Genomic DNA, 23384 nt, shown 5'->3' with positions numbered 1-23384 from the left:
GCGGGCGCCGCCCGCACCCGCTCAAGGGTCTTGGACCCTTAAGAATCCCGATCCTACTCGATCACCCGGAACTGCGCCGCCGGCGGATCGATCAGCTTCTTCTGGAACGCCGTTTGGGGGTTGATGTAAACGTCGTCCACGCTCACCGAGAAGCAGAGCCGCGGACTGCTGGCGAACCCCGTCTGCCCCGACGTGCCCAGCTGCTGCCCCGCCTCTGCCTCGTCCCCCGCCTGCACCGACAGAGTGTCCAGATGGTAGTACCAGCTCTTGATCCCGAAGCCGTGCTCGATGATCACCGTATTCCCGGTCATGGTCAGGTTCTCGGCAAGCAGCACCTTCCCCCGCTGCGCGGCCGAAACCGGCGTGCCCACCGCCGCCTTGATGTCAATCCCGGTCTTGGCCGAGCCGGTGGTACTTTGGTTGATATAGCGCACCGCCCCGAACGGGGTGATGATCTCCCCCTCCAGCGGGCGCTGGAAGGGCCCGTCGGGCAGGTACTCCTCCCCGCGCTGGGACAGCAGCGGGGCGATCCGTTCGGAAAACTGCTGCTGCGCCTGGCGGTTGTAGTCCGCGTTGGTCACATAGCTGGCATTGTCGGTGATGTGCATGACCTCGAAATCCTTGGCCTTCAAGTCCAGCTTGACCGTGCCGCGCCCCTGTTCGCCGTAGCGCACCTCCACCGGCTGCATCACCGACTGCGCGCTCAGCGGAACCGGCAGCAGCGCCACCCGGTAGTCCTGGTACTGAAAGACCCCGGCCTCCCCGAAGGCCCAGGAGGCCGCAAAGTCCTCCTCCTGCCCGCCCGCCATATAGAGGGTGACCAGCTCGCCGGGATAGCTCCAGCTGCCGCTGACCCCCAGATGGCGGGGCACCGCGCAGTGGACATCCACCTCGTAGGTGCAGCTCCCCCGGAAGTCCGCCCCCTCCTGCTCGAAGACGGCGGTGAAGCGGTAGGTGTAAAGCCCGTCGCGGTCGGGCGCGAAGGAACCGATCTCCTCCTTGCTCCCGCTAAAAACCGTCTGCCCGTCGCGCAGCACTTCAATCATGGTGCTCACCGGCGCGACGGAAAACTTATAGCTGCACCGGAAGGCCCCCTGGCTCTCGAAGAGCGGAGCATCCCCGGGCGCGGGCGGGGCAACCGTGTGGAACTGCCCGTCGAGCATGCGCACCTCCCACTGCGCGGTGGCAGGGGTGAGCGTCTCGGTGCGCTTGTCGCTGCTCAGTGAAAGGGTGGGCGGCACGGCGTAGGTGTAAAGCCCCTCGAGCGCCGGGGCAGTCACGACCGCGTCCACGGAGGCGCGGGGCAGGCGCACATAGTACCCCTCGCGCCGGCAGATGTAGCTGTCGGCATGCTGCGGATCCTCGTAGAACATCCGCTTGACGCTTCTGCCGTCCGCCTGCTTAAAATCTATGCTGAACAGGAATGTGAGGTCCCGCTTGTCCACGCTCGCGCGCGTGGCCTCGGCGATCAGAGCGCCGAGCTGGTCCATCAGCACGCCCCCCTCGACGTAGGTGCCCGACCGGGTGATCAGCGACGGGGCGGAGAGCGAGATCTCCCCCGTCAGCATGGCGCTCAGCCTTTTGTTATGCGCCGTGCTGCCCACCAGAAAGCAGATGAGCAGGATCAGCAGAAAAGCAACCGGCAGAATCACCTTGGCGAGCGCACGCAGCCGCTCGCCGAACCGGTCCATTTGTTCGTCGAAAAAATCCACCGCCGATCGTCCCCCTCTCACAGCGCTGGTATCAGATAACATTATTCTAGCATACCGGCCCCCTCCTGACAACCAAATTTTAGCAGTTAAGCCGCCAGAAAAATAAATTATCTCTTGCATATTTTGATACAGTTTGATATAATAATTGAGCGTTCATCAAGGACGATATATGGAGCGGTATCGAAGTGGTCATAACGGGACTGACTCGAAATCAGTTGGGCCCTTGCGGGTCCCGTGGGTTCGAATCCCACCCGCTCCGCCAAAAAAGAAGGAATTTTGTCATATGACAAAATTCCTTCTTTTTTGGGTTGCGCGCCGCGCTGCGGCGTTCCGCCCGATTTGATCTCATTCGCGGACGGCGCAATAAATTTGTAAATTCAAAGCCGCCTGCGGCGGGTTCCTCAGCCCGCGCGCAGGCCCCCGCCGTCCACCACGAAATTTATTTTGCAATCGCTCCCGCACTGTCCTATAATGAAAGCGGTGGCCGGGAGAAAAATCCAACCTGCCCGGCCCGCTTTACCGTCTGGCGCCGCATTTCAAAAGGAGGTCTGTCCTTTGCCCAATCTCAAACGAATCCCGCTACAGGGCGCCCACAACTTCCGGGACCTGGGCGGCTATCCCACCGCCGACGGCCGCTGCACCAGGTGGGGGTTGCTATACCGCAGCGACGCGCTCTGTGCCCTCAGCCGGGCGGACTGGGCGCTGCTGCTTCACCGAGGGCTCAAAACGGTGATCGACCTGCGCAGCCTGCCGGAAACACAGTCCGCCCCCCTCTCCCCGCCCGAAGGGGTCCTGGCCCTTCACTTCCCGCTCATGCGGGAGCTGGACGGCGTCCTTCCCGGCCCCGGCACGGGTGAAAAAAGGATGCTGGACAGCATGCTGCTCGACTACGGGAAGATGCTGTTCGACTCCCTGCCCTGCTGCGCTGAAGTCCTTCGCGCCATCGCCGGACGGCTGGACGCGGGGAGCGTCGCCTTCATGTGCTCGGCCGGCAAGGACCGCACCGGCATAATCGCCGCGGTGCTGCTCTACCTGTGCGGCGTCCCGCGCGAGGACATCGTCGCAGACTATATGGTCAGCAGCACCTATAACGCCGACGGCTTCAACCAGAAGCTCTCCTCCATCCCGCAGTCCATCCGCGCGCTGATCCCCGACCCCGCCATACTTCAAAGCTGTCTTGCATCGCAGCCCGAAACCATCTTAAAGCTGCTCGGCGAACTGGACCAGCGGGACTTTCGCACCCTCCTGGAGGGAGCGGGCTTTTCTTTGGAGCAGCAGGAGCTGCTCAAAACGGCGTTGACCGAGCCCATCTAAACGGAAGGGGCCTGCTGTACGATCCGTACAGCAGGCCCCTTCTCATTGCCGGCATCCCGGTCAGGTCATGTCGTCCCGCAGCGCGTCGATGATATTTTCCTTTTTGATCTTGCTTGTGGCGTACAGCATGGTGATGAAAACGATACAGAACACGCCCAGCACGCTGGCCGCCAGACTGCCCCACGGGAACACGAAGGCGAGGTCCTCCAGCCTTTCCCCGAGCGCCATCGCTTTGTAAATCAGCCATGCGAGGAGCCCGGCCAGGGGCACTCCGAACAGCAGCGTGCGCATGCCGTAGAAGGCGCACTCAAAATTCATCATCTTATTGAAGCCGCGCTCGGACATCCCCACCGAGCGGAGCATGGCGAGCTCGCGCCGGCGCAGCCTGATGTTGGTGGAGATCGTGTTGAACACGTTGGCAACCGCGATCAGCGAGATCATGACGACAAAAACACGGGTGAACACATCGACCACAAAGGTGGCGCTGCGGAACAAATCGACGGTCGTGGACAGGTTGAGCAGGGTATAATCGGCCGCGACGCCCGCTTCCCCGATCATCGCCTGCATCTGTGCCATCGACCGGGCGGGATTATCCGACCAGAAGGTCAGGCCAAACGTCGCGCGTCCGCCCAGCGCGTCGAACCGCGGCTTTTGCTGCCACGGGGCGACCGCCATAAAAAGGTAATCGGGCATGGAATCTTTCGGCAGGGTATCCAGCGGATAGCGATCCACAAAGGTGCCGCTCACCGTCAGCGCCCCTTCCCCGCCGGCGGAGTAAAACGTAAAGTCCATCGTGCTGCCGGTGAAATACGTCCTGTGCTCGGCGGTATTCATCCCAATCATCAAAATTTTTGCGTTGGGCCCGGTATATTCCGCCTTGGGCAGACCGAGGCCCTCGATGAAATCGTAGTAGATGCCATCCTCGATAAACTGCACGTCGATCGGCAGCTCCAGCGTTTCTCCCGTGCTTTCATCCGACACCGCTTCCCGGTAGGCGCCCAAAAAATCTGCCGGAAGGCCGCCCGTCCTGCCGGGATAGGTCAGGTCCGCCTGGTAGGTGCTGCCATAAACGCCGGCGGCGGTTTTCAGCTCTTGATACAGCGTGAGCAGCTCGTTTTCCTCCATCTCCTGGGTGTAGAAGCTGACGTCGCCGTCCATCTCCACGGTGTATTCCTTGGCGAGCTGTTTGAGCGTGGCACCAAACGCGCTCCCCGCCACGGACAGCACCACGCTCAGCGTCAGGGAGAGCACGACGCTGCGGTAGCGTTTTTTGTTGCGCTTAAAATTTTTGAGCGCGAGCGTCCCTTCCAGGCCGTACAGGCGCTGCGCGAGCTTTGAGGGCTTCACCGCCTTCATCCCGGTCTTGATCTCGCCCGTCTGGAGGATGCACGCCATCACCGGCGTGCCGGCGGCTTTCCGGGCCGGGATGTAGGCCGAAATCAGAATGGTAACCAGGCTGATTGCCGCCGCCGCGGCAAGCGCCGGGACGGACACCGCCAGGGTCAGGGGTACGCTGCTGCTGGTGATGGTGCCAAAATTCCTTGCGACGACGGGCAGCAGAAGCGCGGTGCCGGCAATTCCCGCCAGCACGCCGAGCGGGATCCCGGCGGCCCCTATGCAGGCCCCCTCGAAGAGCACCGAACTGAGCAGCTGCTTTTTGGTGGCGCCCACCGACATGAGCAGGCCGAACTGGTGGGTGCGCTCGTTGAGCGAGATGTTGAAGGAATTGTAAATCAGGAAAACCGAGCCGATCATAATGATCGCGACCAGGACCCCGCCGACCGAATACAGCAGGGTGTTGAACAGCCTGTCGTCCGAAGCGCCCAGGAAGCGCAGCACGTCCTCGTTGAGCACATAATCGCCCGCGCCCGCCGTCCGGTCCGCGTAGTCCCGGGCGGCGCGCGGGTTTTTGAGCGTTACAAACAGGCTGTAGCTGTCCGCACCTCCCGGGTCCGCCTTCGTTATCGCGGTGTAGCCCGGGGCCGTATGCTCCTCATAGCCCGGCCTTTCATAGGTGCCCACCACCGTATAGGTTCTCTCCCGCCCGGGCGCCAGCGTTTCCCCGCCGGGGCGGTAGGGGTCGTGCTGGTTCATCGTCTCGTCCCCGGCCCGGCGGGTCCCGGGCGCGAGGGTGAGCGTATCGCCTGCCTTCAGGCGCACGCCGCCCTTCACCGAGACATGGGAGGGGATGATGATTTCCCCGCTGGTTTCCGGCAGCCTGCCGGAAATCAGGGTGACGGGCAGGGCGTCGAAGGCCTGCCCGCCGAACCCGGCGATAAAAAGATAGGGCTTCTCGGGGCTTTTCAGGCCATCGAGCGCGGCATAGCCGATATTTTGGAACGCCGCGGCGGACAGGACCTCCCTCTCGCGGATCCGCTCCTGCACGAAGGAGGCGCCCACATCCGGAAATTCGACGTGCCAGCCGCCGCATTTTGCAATCGAGCCGTTGACCATAAAATTTAGCAGCGATGTGCCGAAGGCCGCCACCGCCGTGATCAAGGCGGCGGACAGCGCCACGCCGGCAACCGTCACCAGCGTGCGCGCGCGGTTCTTTTTGAGCCCCTGCAGGGCCACTTTATGAAAGATGTTCATCCCCGCGCCGCCTGCCTTTCATCCCGCACCACTTTCCCGTCCGCGATGGTGATGATCCGCCCCGCCTGCAGCGCGATGTTCTCGTCGTGGGTGACGATGATCAGCGTCTGGCGGTATTTGAGGTGGCTCTCCTTGAGCAGGCGGATGATCTCCTGGCCGTTGCGGCTGTCCAGGCTGCCGGTGGGCTCGTCGGCCAGGCAGACCGCCGGCGCGTTCATCAGCGCGCGCCCGATGGCGACGCGCTGCTGCTGGCCGCCCGAAAGCTGGTTGGGCAGGTGGTTCCTTCGCTCCTGGAGCCCGAGCAGCTCCAGCAGCTCTTCCAGCCGCTCCCTGTTGACCTTTCGCTTGTCCATCAGGACCGGCAGGGTGATGTTTTCCACCACATCCAGGGTGGGGATCAGGTTGTGGAACTGGTAGATCAGCCCGACCTGGCGCCTGCGGAAGATGGCGAGGCTTTCGCTGCTCCCCGCATAAACGTCCTGCCCGTCCAGGTAAACCCTGCCGCTCGTCGGCACGTCCACCCCCGCCATCGCGTGCAGCAGGGTGGATTTGCCCGAGCCGGAAGAGCCGGTGATCGCGACGAACTCCCCCTTCCCGATGGAGAGGGAAACATGGTCCAGCGCGGCCACCCGGCTGTCCCCCCTGCCATAGACCTTGCACAGGTCCTCAACTTTTAAAAACTCCATGATATGCGCCTCCCTCCGGTGGTTTACCTCTATGATAGGACTTCCTCCTTACAGCCCGGTGACTTCCCGGTGAGAGATTTGTCACTTTGGAAAGCGGATGGTGAACACCGCGCCGCCCTGCGGATGGTTTTTCGCGGTGATGGTCCCGCCCTGCCGGGTGATGATCGTTTTGCAGAGCGCCAGCCCTATACCGTGCCCTGCGGCGCCCGAATCCTTCCCCCGGTAAAATCGCTCGAACAGCCGGGGCAGGTCCTCCTTTTCAAACCCCGGGCCGCTGTCGCGGATGGCAATCTCGGTATACAGCGGAGTATCCGCGCCGGATATTTTGATCCTCCCACCGTCGCCCGCACCTTCCATGCAGTTTTTCAGGATGTTCTGGACGGCCTGCGAAAGCCAGTCCCCATCTCCCATCATCTCCATCCCCCGCGGCAGGTCGGTCGTTACCTGGACCCCGTGCAGCTCCATCGGGATGAGGAACGGGCGCAGCGCGGCGCTCATCAGGGCGTTTACGTCTATCCGCCCGCTCTGGAACTCCACGATTCCCGCATCCAGCCGGGACAGCTTTAAGAGCGAATCAATCAGCCACTCCATCTTTAAAAACAGCTCCTCCGTCTCCCGCAGCAGGGCCTTGCGCTCTTTTTCTTCGGGGCTGTTTTTCAGCAGGGACAGGATCAGGTTCGCGCTGGTGAGCGGGGTGCGCAGCTGATGGGCGATGTCGGCGAGGGATTCGGCCAGCCGCCCCTTCTCCCTTTTGAGCGCCTCGTTCTGCTCCCGGATGCGCAGCGTCATTTTCGTGATCTCGCTTTGCAGGATGGCGAGCTCCCCCTCGTCCGACTCGCTGATATACAGGCGCTCGGCGTTGTGGAGCACCAGGTCGATCTGCTCCGAAAGCCGCGCGATGCTCCGGTACCGGGCCTTGGTGAACGCAAAAAACGCCGTCCCAAGGGCGGCGGACAGGGCGAGGGCCAGGGCCCCCGCCGCCGGACGGATGGCGAAGCCCGCCGCCGCGGCCGCGGCGGTGATGACGAGAAACAAAACGGCAAAACGCCGGACCTCCCTACCTCGAAACATAGCCACCTCCCAGCCGGTACCCGGTTCCGCGCACGGTCAGGATGATCTTCGGATCGGCCGGGTCGTCCTCGATCTTTTCGCGCAGCCGTTTGATGTAGACGGTCAGGGTATTGTTGTTGACAAATTCACCCGCCGCGTCCCAAAGCTCATCCAACAGCCGCTCCCGCGTGAGAATGCTTTTGGGGTTGCAAAGGAAGATGAGCAGTAGTCGGTATTCCAGCGCGGAGAGGAAGACCTCTGCCCCGCCCTTTTTCACGGTCCCGCTGGCCGTGTCGACCGAGAGCCCGCCGATTTCAAACGCCGTCGGCGTGCGCCCGGCCTTGCGCAGGGCGCTCCCGATCCGCGCGACCAGCTCGCGCGGACGGAACGGCTTGGTGATATAGTCGTCCGCCCCCATGTTGAGCCCCGTGACGACGCTCGCCTCATCGCCGAAGGCCGTCAGGAAGATCACGGGGATGTCCTGCGCCTGTTTGATCTGCGTACAGACCGCGAAGCCGTTCCCGTCCGGCAGGGAGACGTCGACCAGCGCCAGGTCAAACCTGCCGCCCCCGGCGAGCAGGTCGCCGGCTTCCCGCTGCGTGGAGGCATGGGTGACGGCGAAGCCCTCCGCGCAGAGCAGCCTCGAGAGGTTCTTCGCAATTTCCCTGTCGTCCTCAACCAAAAATATCCGTTTCATTTCGGTTCACCAATCTTTTTAGGTTTATAACCGGCGCCCAAAGGCAGCGTCCGGTACCTCAATTATATTTTGAAAAGGCAAATAGTACAAGCAAAAGAAACGGCGCAGCCGCAGCCGCGCCGTTTCTTTGGTAAGTATTTTTGTCCTACTCTTCCTCCAGCCGCCGGATATGCCGGTCCGCCCGGAAAGGCAGGCAGGAAAGCGAGCCGAACAATCCGATAACTAGAAAAAGCATTGCGGCCCCCGAGCCCTTCCCCCCGCCGAAGAGCAGCACCCAAAGGCTCCGGGGCCCTTGTGCTGCCATAAAGGGCTCGAATACCCGGTCGGTCAGCAGCCCGCCCAGCAGGTAGCCCAAGGGGATGGTGAAAAATTGCAGCGTGTTGCGGGCCGAATAGACCCTCCCCTGCATCTCCAACGGGATTTTGGTGCGTAGCAGCACATCCATGTTGGCGTTCATCACCGGGATGAAGAGCCAGCCCAGCACCGCCGCCAGGCACCAGACCGGTGTGCTGCGCCCGAAGGCGAGCAGGAAGTTCTCGGTGCTCATCGAGAAGAGCAGGCTGTTGAGGATGGCTTTCACCCGGCTCTTGGGCGCGGGCAGCAGCGACACCAGCACGCTGCCCGCCAGCGAGGCCAGGCCGGTCACGGTGTTCACCAGCGCAAGCGCGCGCTCCCCGCCGCCCGGGCGGGAGAGCAGCATGGCGGGCAGGGCGGCGTTGAAGATCGAGGCGGTCAGGTTGATGATGGATAAAAACAGGATCAGATCGAGAATCCCCCGGTTGCGGCGCAGATACCGCAGCCCGGCCGCCGCCGACTGGAACACCGATTCCCGCCTCTCCCCGTCTCGCGGCGGCTGAGGGATCCGGATCAGGCACAGTAGCGCCAGGAAGGCCAGCGCGAACGAGCCGAGGTCCACCCAGATGACCGCCCGTAGTCCCAAAAAGCCGTAGAGCGCGGCGGCGAAGACCGGGGTGAGGATGGTCACCAGCGAATTGGAAAGCGAGCGCAGGCCGCCGACGCGCTGGTACTGCGCTTTCGGCGCCAGCAGGCTGACCGCCACGTCCGAGGCGGGCTGCTGCACCGTGTTCATCAGGCCGTTTAGGGCGTTGAGCAAGTAGAGATGCCAGACCTCGAGCCGGCCCAATGTGAGCAGGATCAGCACCGTCAGGGTGCACAGCGCGGCGACGCTGTCGCAGACCAGCATGGTGCGCCGCTTGTCCCACCGGTCGCTCAGGGCCCCGGCGAAGATGCTCAGCAGCACATAGGGCGCATAGGAGGCGACCGCCAGCAGGGAGGTCACCAGCGCCGAGCCGCTGCGCTGATAGGCCCAGAGCACCAGTGCGAAATTGGTCATGGCGCTGCCCAGCCCGGAAAGGGCCTGGGTGCTCCAAAGGATCAGGAAAGCACGCAGCTCCCCAAAGGATGTACGAAAATTTTTAAACATGACTTTGCCCCTCGTTTCAAAGAATCATCCTGAAACGTGCAAAGCCCAGCGGACGAATATAAGTGATCCGCTCCGTGCAGTCTCGTCCGGTCTCAGACCTTGCACGGAGGGGCGACAATACAGAGTCTCATCCCGCTGCTCCTTTCTCTTGCGGCCGGTTGAAGCGGATTCTGGCACGTGGCCCAGAACAGGCCGCCAAACCATCATAGCATAATTTTTGCCGCTTGCCTATAGGGACGCTCGACCGGCAGGGCGGTTGTGTGATAGAATATAAAAAACTGTGTAAAAAAGTGCATGGCGGTGTTTCATTGTTTCATCACTTTCTCCCACATATGGCAGGACATTGTCTCGGACTTGCGTCCGAGCCATTCCAAGAATGCTTTGCATTCTTTAAATTATTGCATGGGAGAATCACTTATGACACAGGAAAACTACAATTACCGTACCAGCCCTCTCTTGCTGCGCAATCAGTTTGATGGGGCCGATATTTGGAAAATCCCCCTCATCCCCAAGGCAGAATTTTCCGAGGCGGACTTTGAAAACCTGCGGCTGATTGGCTTTGACCGTACAAAGCTGGAGAACAATAATCTTTTGGAACGGATGGTGCACTTTTTCCTCTACGACTACAAATTTGAGCGGGTTTGGAAGAGCCCGGACAGCGACATTGAAAAGCTGCGGCGCTATCGCGCCGTGCTCTCGCCGGACTTTAGCATCTACACGGAAATGACTCCGGTGCTCCAGCTCTACAACGTCTTCCGCAACCGCTGGTGCGGCGCATATTTTGCCAGCAAAGGCATGCGGGTGGTCCCGACCGTGAGCTGGGGGGAAGAAAACACCTTTGATTTTTGTTTTATGGGGATCCCCAAAGGCAGCACGGTGGCGGTTTCCACCTATATGGTGAGTGCGCACGGCAACCACGCGGATCAAAAGGAATTTTTTCTCAAAGGCTATCGGGAGATGATGAGGCGGCTGGAGCCTCAGCGGATCATCTGCTACAATGAGCCGTTCCCCGAGATGGAGGGGAACATCATCTTTGTCGATTATGAGCTCTCCTCCTGGAAATATCAAAACGACGATTATGTCCCATCCAAATATCTTCCCTATATCCTCGGGGAGAAGCCGCTGCCAAAGGACAGCGGCATCGTAATCAAATCAGGGTATATTCCGTGCAACCCGCCCGCCCATAAGGGGATGGGCAGCGTCCACGGCGGTAAGTGGACGCCTGCGAAACCGGATGACGAACGTTTTGTGGGTAAACCGGGCGAGATAAAACAATCTCAGACAGGCGGAAAAGGAGGAGGCTATCACAGAGAAACCAAAATAGGAGAAGACGGCAGGGCGATTATAGAAAGACATCATTCGGTTCACGGTAATCCAGCAAAACATACTGATCCCCACGACCACATCATAGATTGGTCTAAGGGCTTTCCAGACCTAGAGCCGCCGATTAATTATCCGGACGGCGCTCCGGTATTTAAAAAATATGGAGGGTTAAAGACTATGGACGATATGATCACATTCGTGCCGGACAACCGGTCCGAGGAACAGCGTTTGGAGGACAATCGCTTTAAAACCATCAGCGAGTTTAAATGGAGCGTACAATGTGGGGCAGAAATCGAATTTGTTTGGAAGGACAAGACCTTTGGCATCTTTTCAAAGCTCCAAAAAACGCCGGACTCCCCCATTCAGATTTTAATCACCCAAGTCCTGATCGACAATCCCGAGGCGACCGAGGGGTGGTACGACACTCCGGACGAAGCGCTCGAGTACGTCATCGACGGCGAGCGGCTGCGCGACATCATCACAAGGGTAGAGGTCACCGACCGCACCATCTGATCCCGCAGCATACCAGCGCCCCGCAGCTTGATCAAGCTGCGGGGCGCTTTTTGGATTACAGCATTTTTTTGAGGTACTGCCCGGTATAGGAGCGCTTGCAGGCCGCCACCTTCTCGGGGGTACCGGTGGCCACCACACGTCCGCCCTCGTCGCCCCCCTCGGGCCCGAGGTCGATCACATGGTCGGCGGTTTTAATGACATCCAGATTGTGCTCGATCACCACCACCGTGTTCCCGGCGTCCACCAGCGACTGGAGCACCCCGATGAGCTTGTGCACGTCGTAGGTATGCAGCCCGGTGGTCGGCTCGTCCAGCACATAGATGGTCCTCCCGGTGGAAACCTTGGCAAGCTCGGTGGCCAGCTTCACCCGCTGCGCCTCGCCGCCCGACAGGGTGGTCGCCGGCTGGCCGAGCTTGACGTACCCCAGCCCCACGTCCACGATGGTCTGCAGCTTGCGCCGGATCTTGGGCAGCGGGCCGAAGAACTCGAGCGCCTCCTCCACCGTCATCTCCAGCACGTCGTAGATATTCTTCCCCTTATATTTGATCTCGAGCGTCTCCCGGTTGTAGCGGCTGCCGCCGCACACCTCGCAGGGGACGAAGATGTCGGGCAGGAAGTGCATCTCGATCTTGATGATCCCGTCGCCCTCGCAGGCCTCGCACCGGCCGCCCTTGGTGTTGAAGGAAAAGCGGGAGGCCGTGTAGCCCCGCGCCTTGGCGTCGGCGGTCTGGGCGAACAGCTCGCGGATGTCGTTAAAGACCCCGGTATAGGTCGCGGGGTTGGAGCGCGGGGTGCGCCCGATGGGCGACTGGTCGATGTCGATGATCTTATCCAGGTGCTCAAGCCCCTTGATTTCACGGAACTTCCCGGCCTTGCCCTTGGCGCCGTTCAAATACTTCGCTAAGTGTTTGTATAAGATTTCGTTGACCAGGGTGCTCTTGCCCGAGCCGGAAACGCCGGTCACCGCCGTGAAGGTGCCGAGCGGGATCTTCACATTGATCTTTTGCAGATTGTTCTGCTCGGCCCCCAGGATTTCCAGGGTGTTGCCGCTGCCTGTGCGGCGGGTGGCCGGCACCTCGACCTTGCGCGCGCCCGAGAGGTACTGGCCGGTCAGCGACTCCTTGCAGGCCATGATGTCCTCCACCGTCCCTTGGGCGACCACCTCTCCCCCATGCACCCCGGCGCCTGGGCCGATGTCCAAAATCCAGTCCGCCTGGCGCATGGTGTCCTCGTCGTGCTCCACCACGATCAGGGTGTTGCCGATGTCCCGCAGCCGCTTGAGGGTGGCGATCAGCTTGTCGTTGTCCCGCTGGTGCAGCCCGATCGAGGGCTCGTCCAGGATATAGAGCACCCCCACCAGGGAAGAACCGATCTGGGTTGCCAGGCGGATACGCTGGCTCTCGCCGCCCGAGAGGGTCGCGCTCGAGCGCGAGAGGGTGAGGTACCCAAGCCCGACGCTGCGCAGGAAGCCCAGCCGCTCACGGATCTCCTTTAAAATCTGGTCGGCAATGCGCATCTCATGCTCGGTAAAATGTTGGTGCTCAAAGAAGTCGAGGATCCCCACCACCGACAAATCGCACAGCTCGGTGATGTTACGCTCCCCGATCAGCACCGAGAGCGACTCCTTTTTGAGCCGCCGCCCGCCGCATTCGGGGCAGGGCACCGCGGTCATCACCGAGGTGATCTCCTCGCGCATCCAGTTGCTGTTGGTCTCGCGAAAACGCCTCTCCAGGTTGTTGACGATCCCCTCGAAGTCGGTCATATATTCCCCGGTCATCGCCCCGCTGCCCCGCACCACCTTAAATTTCTTTCCGCCTGTGCCGTAGAGCAGCACATCCAGCGCTTTCTTCGGCAGCTCGCGCACCGGCACGTCCAGCGAAAAGCCGTACGCCTCGGCCAGGCCCTCGTAGTACATCGCGCTCATCGAGTCGGGCGCGTAGTACCAGCCGCTGGCCTTGATCGCGCCCTCGCGGATCGAAAGCTCCTTTTTGGGGATAATGAGATCGGGGTCCACCTGCATGAAGGTGCCCAGCCCCGTGCACTTGGGGCAGGCGCCGAAGGGGTTGTTAAAGGAAAACATGCGGGGGTTTAGTTCCTCGATGCTGATTCCGTGCTCGGGGCAGGCAAAGGACTGGGAGAAGAGCATCTCCTCCCCATCCTGCACATCCACCAGCACCAGCGAGCCGGTCAGCGAGAGGCAGGTCTCGATCGAATCGGCCAGCCGGGTACGGATCGTCTCCTTGACCACCAGCCGGTCCACCACGATGTCGATGTTGTGCTTGAAATTCTTTTGCAGCTTGATCTCTTCGCTTAATTCGTACATGTTCCCGTCGATCCGCGCGCGCACATAGCCGCCGCGCCTGGCGCGGTCGAGCTCCTTGGTGTGCTCGCCCTTCTTGCCCCTCACCACCGGAGCCATCACCTGGATCTTGGTCCCCCCGGGCAGCGAAAGCACCTGGTCCACCATCTGGTCCACCGTCTGCTGCTTGATCTGGCGCCCGCAGACCGGGCAGTGCGGCACGCCCACCCGCGCATAGAGCAGCCGCAGATAGTCGTAAATCTCGGTAACCGTGCCCACGGTGGAGCGCGGGTTTTTCGAGGTGGTCTTCTGGTCGATCGAAATGGCGGGCGACAGCCCCTCGATCTGGTCCACGTCGGGCTTGTCCATCTGCCCGAGGAACATCCGGGCGTAGGAGGAGAGGCTTTCGACATACCGGCGCTGCCCGTCGGCATAGATGGTGTCGAACGCCAGCGAGGATTTGCCCGACCCCGACAGCCCGGTGAAAACGATCAGCTTATCGCGCGGGATGGTCACGTCGATATTTTTCAGATTGTGTACCCGCGCGCCCTTTATTACAATTTTATCAGTCGCCAAAAAAATGCCTCCCAACAGCGAACATACTTTCGTTTCTGATTATAGCATAATCTTTTTAGAAGTCAATTGTCTTGAGCGTTCGCTCAAGACAATTTAAGAACGCCTTGCGTTCTTTGAACACTTCGAGTTCTTTTAGAAGGTTTTCCTGCCTTTTTTGGGTAAGGGCAAAGTTTGTAAAAAGCGGGCAAACATGCTATAATCCTTCTAAATTCGATAAAAAAGGAGCTATCCTGATGATTTACGGCATCATCGCGGCCCTCGACGAGGAGCTGCTGCCCCTGCTCGAGCGCACCGAGGTCCATGAAAGCAAGGCCTGCTGCGGCACCACCATCTACCGCGGCGAGCTCGGGGGACGGCAGGCCGTGCTCTGCAAATGCTCGATCGGGACCCTCAACGCCGCCATCTGCACGAATATCGTGATCCGCGAGTTCGGCGCCACGGCGGTGATCAACACCGGGATTGCCGGGGCCCTGGGCGAGGGGGTGCAGGTGCTCGACCTGGTAATCTCAAAGGACGTCACCCGCTACGACATCGACGCCCCGATCTATCATAAGTATTACCCCTTCACCACCGTCTATGAGGCGAACGCCATTTTGGCCGGGCGCGCCATCAAAGCCGCCGAAGCGCTCCAGAAGCCGGACGGCGCCCCCGTGCGGGTGCACCATGGGCGGGTGCTCACCGGGGACCACTTTGTGGAGAGCTCACAGATGAAGCGGGAGCTAATCGCAAAGTATCGGCCTCTCTGCTGCGAGATGGAGGGCGCCGCCGTCGCCCATGCGGCGCTGGTGAACGACTGCCCCTTCCTCGTGATCCGGGCCATGTCCGACTGCGCGGACGAAAACGCCAACGAGAGCTATGACAATCTGATCAGCCACGCCGGCTTGCTCTCAGCCCGGACGGTGCTCGGCATCCTCGCGCAGGACGACGGGAGCGCGCTCTGATGTACCGCGCGTACCGTGTATCCCGTGTGCTCGCGGCGTTCCTTTCGGCCGCGCTGCTGCTGAGCGGCTGCGGAAAGGGAGAGGAATCCCCTCCCCCGCCCGCTGTGTCCTCCCCTGCTGCTTCTTCCGAAGCGGATATACAGGAACCCGCGCAGGCTTTGCAATCTTCGCGCCCGCAGGGGCCCTACCCCGCCCCGCTCTCTGTTCTGGGACCGCAGGGGGTGGACCTCGAGCCTCTATTTGACAGCTACTACGGCACCTTCCTGCAAATCCCGCAGGAGAGCACCTTCAGCTTCACCTTCGCGCCGGGGACGACGCTCAATTTTCTGCGCGTCTCCCCGATCGGGCGCTGCCAAATCAAGGTGGAGGCCGGGGGCCGGGTGCTCTACGACGCGAATACGGAATCTTCCTCCCCCCTGCCCAAAGAGGGCCTGACCGGCGGGATCATCTGCCGTTTCGACGACACTGAGGCGGACAGGTTTACCCTCACCGTCACCCCGCTCGAGGAGGGGGTATGTCTCGATGAAACCGCCTTCGGGCTGCTGGAACAGGGCCTGCCCGCCTCGGCCTATCTGCCCGCCTCCACTAAGCCAAAGGCCCTCGGAGAATACCGGGAGAGCCTGGCGCTGCTGCGGCAGGTGACGCTCATCACCGGCGCCTGCTGGGACGCACAGGGCGAGGTGCAGGTGATTGATCAAAACTACCCCGCCCTGCTCGCCGCCCTGAAGGAGTATGCCGGGGAGGACGGACCCAAGATTTTAAGCACCTTCTATCCCGCAAGAGAGCTGGTGCGCGCCGGGAGCGCCGGGGAGAGCGTCGCGACCCCCGAGCGCCGCAGCGCGCTGATCCGCTCGCTGATCGCCCACTGCGAGGAGTACGGCCTTGACGGGATCGACTTCGACTGGGAGACCCCGAAGGATGAGTCGGAGTGGGCCTTCTACAGCGCGCTGATCACCGAGGCGGCAAAGGCCCTGGAGGAGCGCGGGCTTCTGCTCAGCGCCGCCCTCTATCCCGGGGACTGCCAATATCTCAGCTCCGAGGCGGTGGCGGCGCTGCCGACGCTCAATTTGATGGCTTACGATCAGTTCGACGACGGCGGGCGGCATTCCACCTATCTGGCGGCCTACGAGGCGGCCGCCAAGGCGCGCGGGGCGGGCTTCGCCCCCGCACAGCTCTGTCTTGGCATCCCGACCTACGGCCGGCCGCTGGATGGAAGCGCCAGCTGGCCGCTCTACCGGGACGCGGCCCTCGGCTACGCCCAAAATGAAGCGGATGGGGCCTATTATAATTCCCCGGCCCTCGCGCGGGACAAGGCCGCCTTCGCGGCGCTGGAAGGATTCGGCGAGGTGTTTTTATATCACCTTGGCGGGGACCTGCCGGCGCCCGACCGTCTCTCGCTGCTGCAAAGTCTTCGCTAGAATGGAGGGATGCCGGATGGAACAAAACGCGCTAAACGCGCAAAGCTCCCGTGAGGAATGGCTCTCGCGCTTCTGCCTGCCGCTGCTGCGTTGGTACGAGCGCAGCGCACGGGTCCTCCCCTGGCGGGAGGAGCCCACCCCCTACCGGGTCTGGGTGAGTGAAATCATGCTCCAGCAAACACGGGTCTCGGCGGTGCTGCCCTACTTTGAACGCTTTTTGGCGGCGCTGCCCGACGTCGCCTCCCTGGCCGGGGCAGACCCCGAGGCGCTCAGCAAGCTCTGGGAGGGTCTCGGGTACTACAGCCGGGTACGCAACCTGCAGCGCGCCGCGCAGGTGATTATGGAGCAGTACGGCGGGGAATTCCCGCGCCGGTATGAGCAGCTGCGCGCCCTGCCCGGGATCGGCGACTATACCGCCGGGGCGGTCCTCTCGATCGCCTTTAACCTGCCCTTCCCCGCCGTGGACGGCAACGTGCTGCGCGTCCTCTCGAGGGTTTGTGCCGATAAGCGGGATGTCACCGCCCCCGCCCTCAAGCGAGAATGGGCAGGGCTGCTCAAGACCATTTACCCCGAGGGCCGGGCGCGGGACTTCACCCAGGCGCTGATGGAGCTGGGGGCGATGGTCTGCCTGCCGAACGGCGAGCCGCAGTGCCTTTGCTGCCCGGTGCGGGAGAGCTGCGAGGGCTTCCGCCTCGGGCTTTGGAACGAGCTCCCCTATAAGCCCCCAAAGGCTCCGCGCAAAATCGAGGCGCGCACCGTGTTGCTCCTGCGCTATGAAGGAAGGGTGCTGCTCCACCGCCGCGCTCCCGGCGGGCTGCTGGGCGGGCTTTGGGAACTGCCGAATTTTGAAGGGGCGCGCACCCTCTCCCAACTTCAGGCGTCGCTGGAGGAATACGAGCTCGCCGGCTGCGCGCTTTCCCCCCTGGGCGAGGCAAAGCATATCTTTACCCATCTCGAGTGGCGAATGACTGGGTATCTTGTCACCCTCCCCTCCCCCATCCTGCTGCCGCAGGATTATGTCTGGGCCAGCTTACAGGAGGTTGAGGAGGTCTATGCCCTGCCTGGAGCCTTTAAAATGTATCGCTCGTTGCTACCAAAATTGCTGTAATATCTGTAACACCTCATGCAACATTTTATGTTGCATGAGGTGTTTTTTATTCTTATTATTCTAAACAATTGATATAACACATTATTTGTTTTAATTTTTAGAACAGATTTTGTTACAGTATCAACAATAAATTTTGATAATTTATTGTTACAAATTATGTGTCTTTTTGTTTGATTCATTTTTTGTAACACTAAATATTTTATTTTTGTTTCAAATTATGTTTCTGATTTTTGATAATTATCTGTTTCTATTTTTGTTTCCCGGTTCGTTTCCTGTTCTTTTTCTTTTCTTCGCATGGCTTTTGCTTCTTTTGTCAACCTCTTCGCCCGCATTTCTACAGCTTTTGGCTTTCTTATGCGTTATAATGGATGCTGGACAGGCTCACCCCCAGCACAAGTATTGAAACTTAATTTGTAACAAATTATATATTTATTTTGTATCAGTTTAGATACATATTTTGATTCTATTTTTTGATCTAATTTTATATCATAATTATAATCAAAAACTATTGCAAATTCTGTGTGAATTATGATACAATAATATATAATAAATCACACACAATTTATGTTTCAAATTAGAATAGTATTTTGTAACATATTATGTTTCGCTTTCTGTTAATTATATTGCCTCAAAACTTGTGCTCCAATTTCAGAAGGGAAGGGTCCTCATTATGGGTAAGGTTATTTCCATTGTAAACAACAAGGGAGGGGTGGCCAAGACCACCACCGCCTTCAATCTCTCCTGCGCGCTCTCACGGCTGGGAAAGCGGGTGCTGATGATTGATCTCGACCCGCAGAGCTCGCTGACCATCTATTGCGGGCTCGAGCCGCTGGAGCTCAAAAAATCGATCTACGATGTGCTCACCAACCATTGCGAGGCCAAGGATGCGCTGATGAATTCGCCCATCGAAGGGATCGACATCATTCCCGCCTCAATCGACCTGTCCGCCGCCGAGGTCGAAATCGTGGGCAAGATCGGCCGGGAATTCATCCTCTCGGACAAGCTGGCCCCCGTTGTGGAGGGCTATGACTACATCGTCATCGACAACTCCCCCTCGCTCGGGGTGCTCACCGTCAACAGCCTGATCGCCTCGGATTACGTCATCTCGCCCAGCGAGCCGACCTATCTGGCGCTGCGCGGGCTGGAGATCCTCACCTCGACCATCAACCAAGTGGTCTCCTTCAACGGCAAGCTCAAATTCATGGGAGTGCTGATCACCATGTACGACCCGCGCACCAGCCACCACGCCGAGGTGATCGAGGAGCTCAAGAAGAGCTATCCCACCTTTAAGACGATGGTCAAGCGCTCGATCCGCTTCTCGGACAGCTGTTTAAGCAGCCAGTCCATCTTCGACTATGCCGGGGACTCCTTCGCCGGCGCGCAGGCCTATCTCGACTTTGCAAAGGAGGTAATCGACTATGCCGGCTAAACGCACGTCCCTGCAGGACCGGGTCCAAAAGGACCGGATGAGCCGGGCGATCTCCGCCTTCGTTTCCACCCCGGTGGCAGGGGAGGAGCCCGAATACCCGTCTGATGAAACCGCCGCTGTGGCGGAAACTGCCGGTCCGGTCGGCGCCACTGGTGCGACCGGGCCCACTGAGCCTACCGGAGCAGCCGCCCCCGTTGGGGCGATCGGCCCTACCGGGCCGGTGGAAACCGCCAGCCGCCCCAAGCAGCGGCTGGTCTCGACCGAGCGCAATATCATCATCGGAGGGCGCAAGTACTCGACTATCTACTATGACACCGATATCGTCAAACGGCAGGCCTATCACCTACGGGAATCGACCATTGAAAAGATCGCGCTGGTAACCAAGATGTCAGGGATGAAGAAGGCGGAATTTGTGGATTTTCTGCTCAGCTGTGCGTTGGATGAAATTCTGGAGGGAGAGCAAAACCTTTCCACCGATTTATAAAAGGGCGGAAGAAAGATACCTCTTTCTTTTCTATCTCTTTTTAATTATTTTATTATTTAAGGGCTCGAGATCGGCTTTTGCAAGCCGTTCCCGGGCCCTTTTGCGGACTTTTCTGGTGCTGTCGCGGACTTTTTTGGTGTTAGCTGGGCGGTTTCTGTTGTTGAATTGGGACAAGCATGGTGTTGAAAACTTTTTTGGGGGGATGACCGGGTAAACGGAATGGGACTTTTCTGGTGGGAAAGGGCGGGAGTTTTATTGGGACTTCTCTGGTGCCGCGAGGGATAAGGAAGAATCCATATTGGGACGGATATGGTGTAAACGGCCTGGGAAGCCGTTTTTTATTAGGACCTTTTTGGTGTCCGGATAAAAAAGCATTGGGACTTTTCTGGTGTTGCAAGAAATAGCCGGCAGCCCAGCGGAAGGGGAGGGGAGAGCAGACTTTATTGGGACTTCCTTGGTGTCGTTTACAGCAAACCACGATGGACAAGCCGTTTGCGGAGGGCGATCCTATTGGGACTTTTTTGGTGGCGCTGTTTTTAGGCGGCTTTCAGGCCAAAGGGAGCGGTTTTGGCTCTGGGATGGAGTAGACACGGGCCAAAATCAGAAAACCAGGAGAAAATGGAGCTGTAGAAAAAAGGGGGAAGAGGTTCTATTGGGACGGGATTGTTGTACGCGCAAGGTTTATTTTTCACACAAAATAAAAAAAACACTCGGATTTTAGCGAATCTGCCGTAAAATCCAAAGTGGTATTTGTGCAGAGAGACGGTGAAATCTGGTGGAAAACATACTGTAAAGAGGAGAGGCATCACAGCAGGAGGCTTTGACCGGCCAACTGTGTGGAAGGGCGGAGCCTTTACAAAGGTGGGGAATGGTTGGGGGTAAAATTTGCCGTGTCGGCTTGCCAGTAAAAGGGGAAGGGGTGTATAATAAACAGGAGTGCTTCGCGCCCTGTGGGAAGAAAGATAGACTGGAGGAACCATCTTGCTCATTTACATCCTCAATCTTGTGTTGATCCTTGCACTGGCCTGGCCGCTGTGCATACATAAGCCGACGCCTAAAAAGAAACTTTGCTATCTTGCCGTCACCTTCGGGGCCCTCTTCCTGCTGGCGGCCCTGCGGCAGGGGATCGGCAACGACTACGATACCTACATCGAAATCTATCAGCGGATCGGGGCGACTCCCGTATCGCAGCTCTGGGCCATGCCCGAGGAAAAAGGTTATGTGCTGCTGTGCAAGCTGCTCTCCTTGATCAGCATGGATACCGTCTTCCTCTATGCTGTAATGGCGCTGCTTTGCCTAGTGCCGGTCGCCTGGTTCATTTACCGTTACAGCCCGAACGTGTGGTTGTCCACTTGGCTGTATGTCACGTTGACCTTCTTCTATGGCACCATGAACTTTGTGCGCCAGAATCTGGCGGTGGCCATCCTGCTGCTCGGCTTCCCGCTGCTGCGCAGGCGCAAGATTCCGGCCGCGCTGTGCTATGCCGGAGTGATCCTTCTGGCCTGCACCTTCCACAAGAGTGCCATTATCATGCTGCCCATCCTGCTGGTCTGCTATATCCCGCTCAAAAAATGGGTGCTGGGTACCTACGCGGGGCTGGCGCTGGCGCTCTACGTCACCAGCGGTTATATCATCGACTTTATCACCGATTATATCTATACCCAGTACAAAGGGAAAATATACCTCGAGCTGGGGTTCGGGTTCCATTTTCTGATCGTCCCGGCGCTGATCCTGCTGCTGGCGCTGTGCACCCAGAAAAAGGTTACCGAACGGTACCCCGACGGCGGACTGATGGTCAATATGATGCTCTACAGCTTCTTGATCTGGTTGTTCATCACCAAGCATTTTGTGCTGGAGCGCTTCTCGCTATATGTCTATATCTTCGTGCTGCTGGCGGTGCCGATGGCCTGCGAGACCTTCGCGCCGGACAATGCGATGATGGAGAAATATCAAAGCCTTCGGGAGGAGCTGCGCCAGGCGCGCTCGCTCGGCGGCAAGAGCCCAAAGCTCAAAAGCCTTTCGCGGCAGTTCGGCGCCATGAAGGAGACGGTCGCCCTGCAGCAGGTCTATTACTGGTGCGTGGTCGGCGCAGTACTGGTGGCGACCTTCTGTTACCAGGTGTTCGGGATGTACGACGGGACCAACGGCTTCCACGGGGTTTTTCCGTACCATTCGTTTGTCGGATTTTTGGAGCGGCTGCCTTAACAGAAAGAAAAGCCCCCACCGTTTGGTGGGGGCTTTTTAAATGCCATTGTTTTGTGGCAAAGTCCTGGTTTGCGCTTCTGGTGTGGTATCATTGTAGCAAAGAGAAATAAGCAAGAGTCGGTATGGCCAAACGATGGCCATACCGTTTTGCACCGGGATATACTATACTAAAGGCAGAAAGCATGATATAGGAGTAACAACAATGGAGAAACCGGATATTTGGTGTGACGAGGACTACGGGCAGGTCGAAATCAGGATCGAGGAGGTGCTGCGCCGGGCCGGGATCAGCAAAAACCGCTTGCGCACCTTGCGCTTATGCAGCGCAGCCAGCTAACGCATACTGTAAAGGGGAGGTCCAGCGGGTCGATCTGGCCATCCTGGCGAGGCTGTGCTGCGCGCTCGGCTGCACCGCCGGGGAGCTGCTTTGATACCGGGAACCGCAAGGGGAGGGAGACCGGGAAAAATAATTGGGACACACCCTTGACAAAAGTCCCAATGTCGGATATACTTAAAATGAGAACATATATTCGCGCATTGGGGTGGGGGTTTTGGTAAAAGAGGAACAGCGGCGTCCGGTGACCAGCGACCCGCGGGTGAAACGGGAGCTGCTCGAGGCCTGGGGCCAGGAGGGCGGCTATCTGGACCGGCGGGCGCTGGACATCGAGGAGAGCCGCAATTACAAGGTCACCAAGGCGAATGTGCTGATCCAGAAGACGCGCTATTCGCTGACGCTGCAGGAGCAGAAGGTGATCTTATACCTGATCTCCAAGATCGGGATCGACGACCGGGAATTTCAGACCTACGAATTTTCGATCAAGGAGTTCTGCGACATCTGCGACATCACGCCGGACAGCAGCTACAGCTACCTCAAGGAGGTCACCAAGAAGCTGCGCGATAAGAGCTTCTTTGTGCGGATCAACGACCATGAGGAGATCCTGCTTTCCTGGCTGTCCACCTGCCGCTACAATCGCAAGCAGGGGACCATTACCCTGCGCATCTGCGAGGATATGCGGCCGTTTTTGCTGGAGCTCAAGAAGCAGTTTACCTCCTATCACCTGATTAATGTGCTCTCCTTCAAGTCGAAGTACAGCATCCGCCTTTACGAGCTGATGAAGAGTTATTCGTACCTGGGGAAGATGTCGGTCGGGGTGGACGAGCTCAAGGAGCGGCTGGACGCGCAGAACTACATAAACTTCAAGGATTTCCGGGTCAAGGTGCTGGAGATGGCGGTGGGGGAGATCAACAAGTACAGCGACATCTATGTGACTTATGAGACGGTGGCGCGGGGGCGCAAGATCGTGGAGCTGAAGTTCACCATCGAGCCGAACGACTCGCTGGGGGTGCTCGCCCACCGGATCGACACGCTGTATAAGCACTGAACGTGCAGACACTGAGCATGCAGACATTGAAACAAAATTGTAACAGGGTATGTATCAATGATTGATACATCCCCTGTTTTGCTTTGCTTCGGGACTTTAAAGGGATTCTAAAGGGTCCAAGGCGCTGATGGCGACATGCCCTTTTGGCGGGTGCGGGCAGAGCCCGCGGCCTGTTGTCAGTTGGCCGTGACATAATCCTTCCTCGGATCAGGAA

General features: G+C 59.2%; 17 protein-coding genes, 1 tRNA gene and 1 pseudogene. 12 read left to right on the top strand and 7 right to left on the bottom strand.

Features of this window, described 5'->3' with window-relative positions:
* Positions 1-53 precede the first annotated feature (53 nt).
* Positions 54-1712 carry a M23 family metallopeptidase gene (locus EDD78_RS12500; RefSeq protein ID WP_165873226.1) on the bottom strand — a complete coding sequence of 553 codons (1659 nt, stop codon included), beginning with the start codon at positions 1710-1712 and terminating at the stop codon, positions 54-56.
* Positions 1713-1883: 171 nt separating this feature from the next.
* On the opposite strand from EDD78_RS12500, the gene EDD78_RS12495 reads away from it, so the two are divergent.
* Both EDD78_RS12495 and EDD78_RS12490 read left to right on the top strand, forming a co-directional pair.
* Positions 1884-1974, top strand: a tRNA-Ser gene (locus EDD78_RS12495).
* A gap of 293 nt (positions 1975-2267) precedes the next feature.
* Positions 2268-3026: a tyrosine-protein phosphatase gene (locus tag EDD78_RS12490; RefSeq protein WP_165873225.1), complete on the top strand. Its 759-nt coding sequence runs from the start codon at positions 2268-2270 to the stop codon at positions 3024-3026.
* Positions 3027-3086: 60 nt separating this feature from the next.
* Here EDD78_RS12490 and EDD78_RS12485 read toward each other — a convergent pair whose 3' ends face one another.
* The 5 genes from EDD78_RS12485 to EDD78_RS12465 form a co-directional block, all read right to left on the bottom strand.
* The gene (locus EDD78_RS12485) at positions 3087-5618 is read right to left on the bottom strand and encodes an ABC transporter permease (protein ID WP_132085162.1); all 2532 of its coding nucleotides are present in this window, start codon (positions 5616-5618) and stop codon (positions 3087-3089) included.
* The gene (locus EDD78_RS12480; protein WP_132085161.1) at positions 5615-6304 is read right to left on the bottom strand and encodes an ABC transporter ATP-binding protein; all 690 of its coding nucleotides are present in this window, start codon (positions 6302-6304) and stop codon (positions 5615-5617) included. Before EDD78_RS12480 ends, EDD78_RS12485 begins: the two co-directional genes overlap by 4 nt.
* A gap of 81 nt (positions 6305-6385) precedes the next feature.
* Complete coding sequence (locus tag EDD78_RS12475) at positions 6386-7375, bottom strand: sensor histidine kinase (RefSeq protein ID WP_132085160.1); 990 nt, start codon at positions 7373-7375, stop codon at positions 6386-6388.
* Positions 7362-8051, bottom strand: a complete 690-nt coding sequence (locus EDD78_RS12470) for a response regulator transcription factor (RefSeq protein WP_079697924.1) — start codon at positions 8049-8051, stop codon at positions 7362-7364. Before EDD78_RS12470 ends, EDD78_RS12475 begins: the two co-directional genes overlap by 14 nt.
* Positions 8052-8196: 145 nt before the next feature.
* A complete protein-coding gene (locus EDD78_RS12465) occupies positions 8197-9495 on the bottom strand; it encodes an MFS transporter (protein ID WP_132085159.1) in 1299 nt (432 codons plus the stop codon).
* 354 nt (positions 9496-9849) lie between these two features.
* On the opposite strand from EDD78_RS12465, the gene EDD78_RS12460 reads away from it, so the two are divergent.
* The gene (locus EDD78_RS12460) at positions 9850-11331 is read left to right on the top strand and encodes a DUF4417 domain-containing protein (protein WP_165873224.1); all 1482 of its coding nucleotides are present in this window, start codon (positions 9850-9852) and stop codon (positions 11329-11331) included.
* Between the two features lie 55 nt (positions 11332-11386).
* Here the strand turns inward: EDD78_RS12460 and uvrA are convergent, their stop codons facing one another.
* Positions 11387-14206: an excinuclease ABC subunit UvrA gene (uvrA, locus tag EDD78_RS12455; RefSeq protein WP_079697927.1), complete on the bottom strand. Its 2820-nt coding sequence runs from the start codon at positions 14204-14206 to the stop codon at positions 11387-11389.
* A gap of 233 nt (positions 14207-14439) precedes the next feature.
* Between uvrA and EDD78_RS12450 the strand changes: the two genes are divergently transcribed.
* From EDD78_RS12450 to EDD78_RS12415, 9 genes and pseudogenes are all read left to right on the top strand, one after another.
* The gene (locus EDD78_RS12450; RefSeq protein WP_132085157.1) at positions 14440-15147 is read left to right on the top strand and encodes a 5'-methylthioadenosine/adenosylhomocysteine nucleosidase; all 708 of its coding nucleotides are present in this window, start codon (positions 14440-14442) and stop codon (positions 15145-15147) included.
* Positions 15147-16565, top strand: coding sequence for a glycoside hydrolase family 18 protein (locus tag EDD78_RS12445; protein ID WP_132085156.1), 1419 nt, complete (start codon positions 15147-15149; stop codon positions 16563-16565). The genes EDD78_RS12450 and EDD78_RS12445 overlap by 1 nt, the downstream gene beginning before the upstream one ends.
* A gap of 16 nt (positions 16566-16581) precedes the next feature.
* Positions 16582-17673 carry an A/G-specific adenine glycosylase gene (gene mutY / locus EDD78_RS12440; RefSeq protein ID WP_132085155.1) on the top strand — a complete coding sequence of 364 codons (1092 nt, stop codon included), beginning with the start codon at positions 16582-16584 and terminating at the stop codon, positions 17671-17673.
* Between the two features lie 670 nt (positions 17674-18343).
* Positions 18344-19102 (top strand): ParA family protein, encoded by a 759-nt coding sequence (locus EDD78_RS12435; RefSeq protein WP_079697931.1) that lies wholly within the window; start codon positions 18344-18346, stop codon positions 19100-19102.
* Positions 19092-19586, top strand: a complete 495-nt coding sequence (locus tag EDD78_RS14230; RefSeq protein ID WP_132085154.1) for a collagen-like triple helix repeat-containing protein — start codon at positions 19092-19094, stop codon at positions 19584-19586. Before EDD78_RS12435 ends, EDD78_RS14230 begins: the two co-directional genes overlap by 11 nt.
* A 981-nt stretch (positions 19587-20567) precedes the next feature.
* Positions 20568-21791, top strand: a complete 1224-nt coding sequence (locus EDD78_RS12425) for an EpsG family protein (protein WP_159448882.1) — start codon at positions 20568-20570, stop codon at positions 21789-21791.
* A gap of 202 nt (positions 21792-21993) precedes the next feature.
* Complete coding sequence (locus EDD78_RS14225; RefSeq protein WP_286170889.1) at positions 21994-22125, top strand: hypothetical protein; 132 nt, start codon at positions 21994-21996, stop codon at positions 22123-22125.
* A 10-nt stretch (positions 22126-22135) separates the two neighbouring features.
* Positions 22136-22219: pseudogene (locus tag EDD78_RS14280) on the top strand (helix-turn-helix domain-containing protein); the annotation flags it as partial.
* A 120-nt stretch (positions 22220-22339) separates the two neighbouring features.
* Positions 22340-23170: a replication initiation protein gene (locus EDD78_RS12415; RefSeq protein ID WP_159448883.1), complete on the top strand. Its 831-nt coding sequence runs from the start codon at positions 22340-22342 to the stop codon at positions 23168-23170.
* Positions 23171-23384 lie beyond the last annotated feature (214 nt).

Origin of the sequence: Harryflintia acetispora (assembly GCA_004340125.1) — a bacterium.
In the GTDB taxonomy this organism is placed as follows: Bacteria; Bacillota; Clostridia; order Oscillospirales; family Ruminococcaceae; genus Harryflintia; species Harryflintia acetispora.
This window is presented reverse-complemented; position numbering and strand designations above follow the sequence as displayed.

Excerpts from the sequence above, each read along its gene's own strand:
- EDD78_RS12465 (WP_132085159.1), bottom strand. The coding sequence starts at position 9,495 with ATGTTTAAAAATTTTCGTACATCCTTTGGGGAGCTGCGTGCTTTCCTG.
- mutY (WP_132085155.1), top strand. The coding sequence starts at position 16,582 with ATGGAACAAAACGCGCTAAACGCGCAAAGCTCCCGTGAGGAATGGCTC.
- EDD78_RS12450 (WP_132085157.1), top strand. The coding sequence starts at position 14,440 with ATGATTTACGGCATCATCGCGGCCCTCGACGAGGAGCTGCTGCCCCTG.
- EDD78_RS12435 (WP_079697931.1), top strand. The coding sequence starts at position 18,344 with ATGGGTAAGGTTATTTCCATTGTAAACAACAAGGGAGGGGTGGCCAAG.
- EDD78_RS14230 (WP_132085154.1), top strand. The coding sequence starts at position 19,092 with ATGCCGGCTAAACGCACGTCCCTGCAGGACCGGGTCCAAAAGGACCGG.
- EDD78_RS12480 (WP_132085161.1), bottom strand. The coding sequence starts at position 6,304 with ATGGAGTTTTTAAAAGTTGAGGACCTGTGCAAGGTCTATGGCAGGGGG.
- EDD78_RS12485 (WP_132085162.1), bottom strand. The coding sequence starts at position 5,618 with ATGAACATCTTTCATAAAGTGGCCCTGCAGGGGCTCAAAAAGAACCGC.
- EDD78_RS14225 (WP_286170889.1), top strand. The coding sequence starts at position 21,994 with ATGGAGAAACCGGATATTTGGTGTGACGAGGACTACGGGCAGGTCGAA.
- EDD78_RS12475 (WP_132085160.1), bottom strand. The coding sequence starts at position 7,375 with ATGTTTCGAGGTAGGGAGGTCCGGCGTTTTGCCGTTTTGTTTCTCGTC.
- EDD78_RS12445 (WP_132085156.1), top strand. The coding sequence starts at position 15,147 with ATGTACCGCGCGTACCGTGTATCCCGTGTGCTCGCGGCGTTCCTTTCG.
- EDD78_RS12470 (WP_079697924.1), bottom strand. The coding sequence starts at position 8,051 with ATGAAACGGATATTTTTGGTTGAGGACGACAGGGAAATTGCGAAGAAC.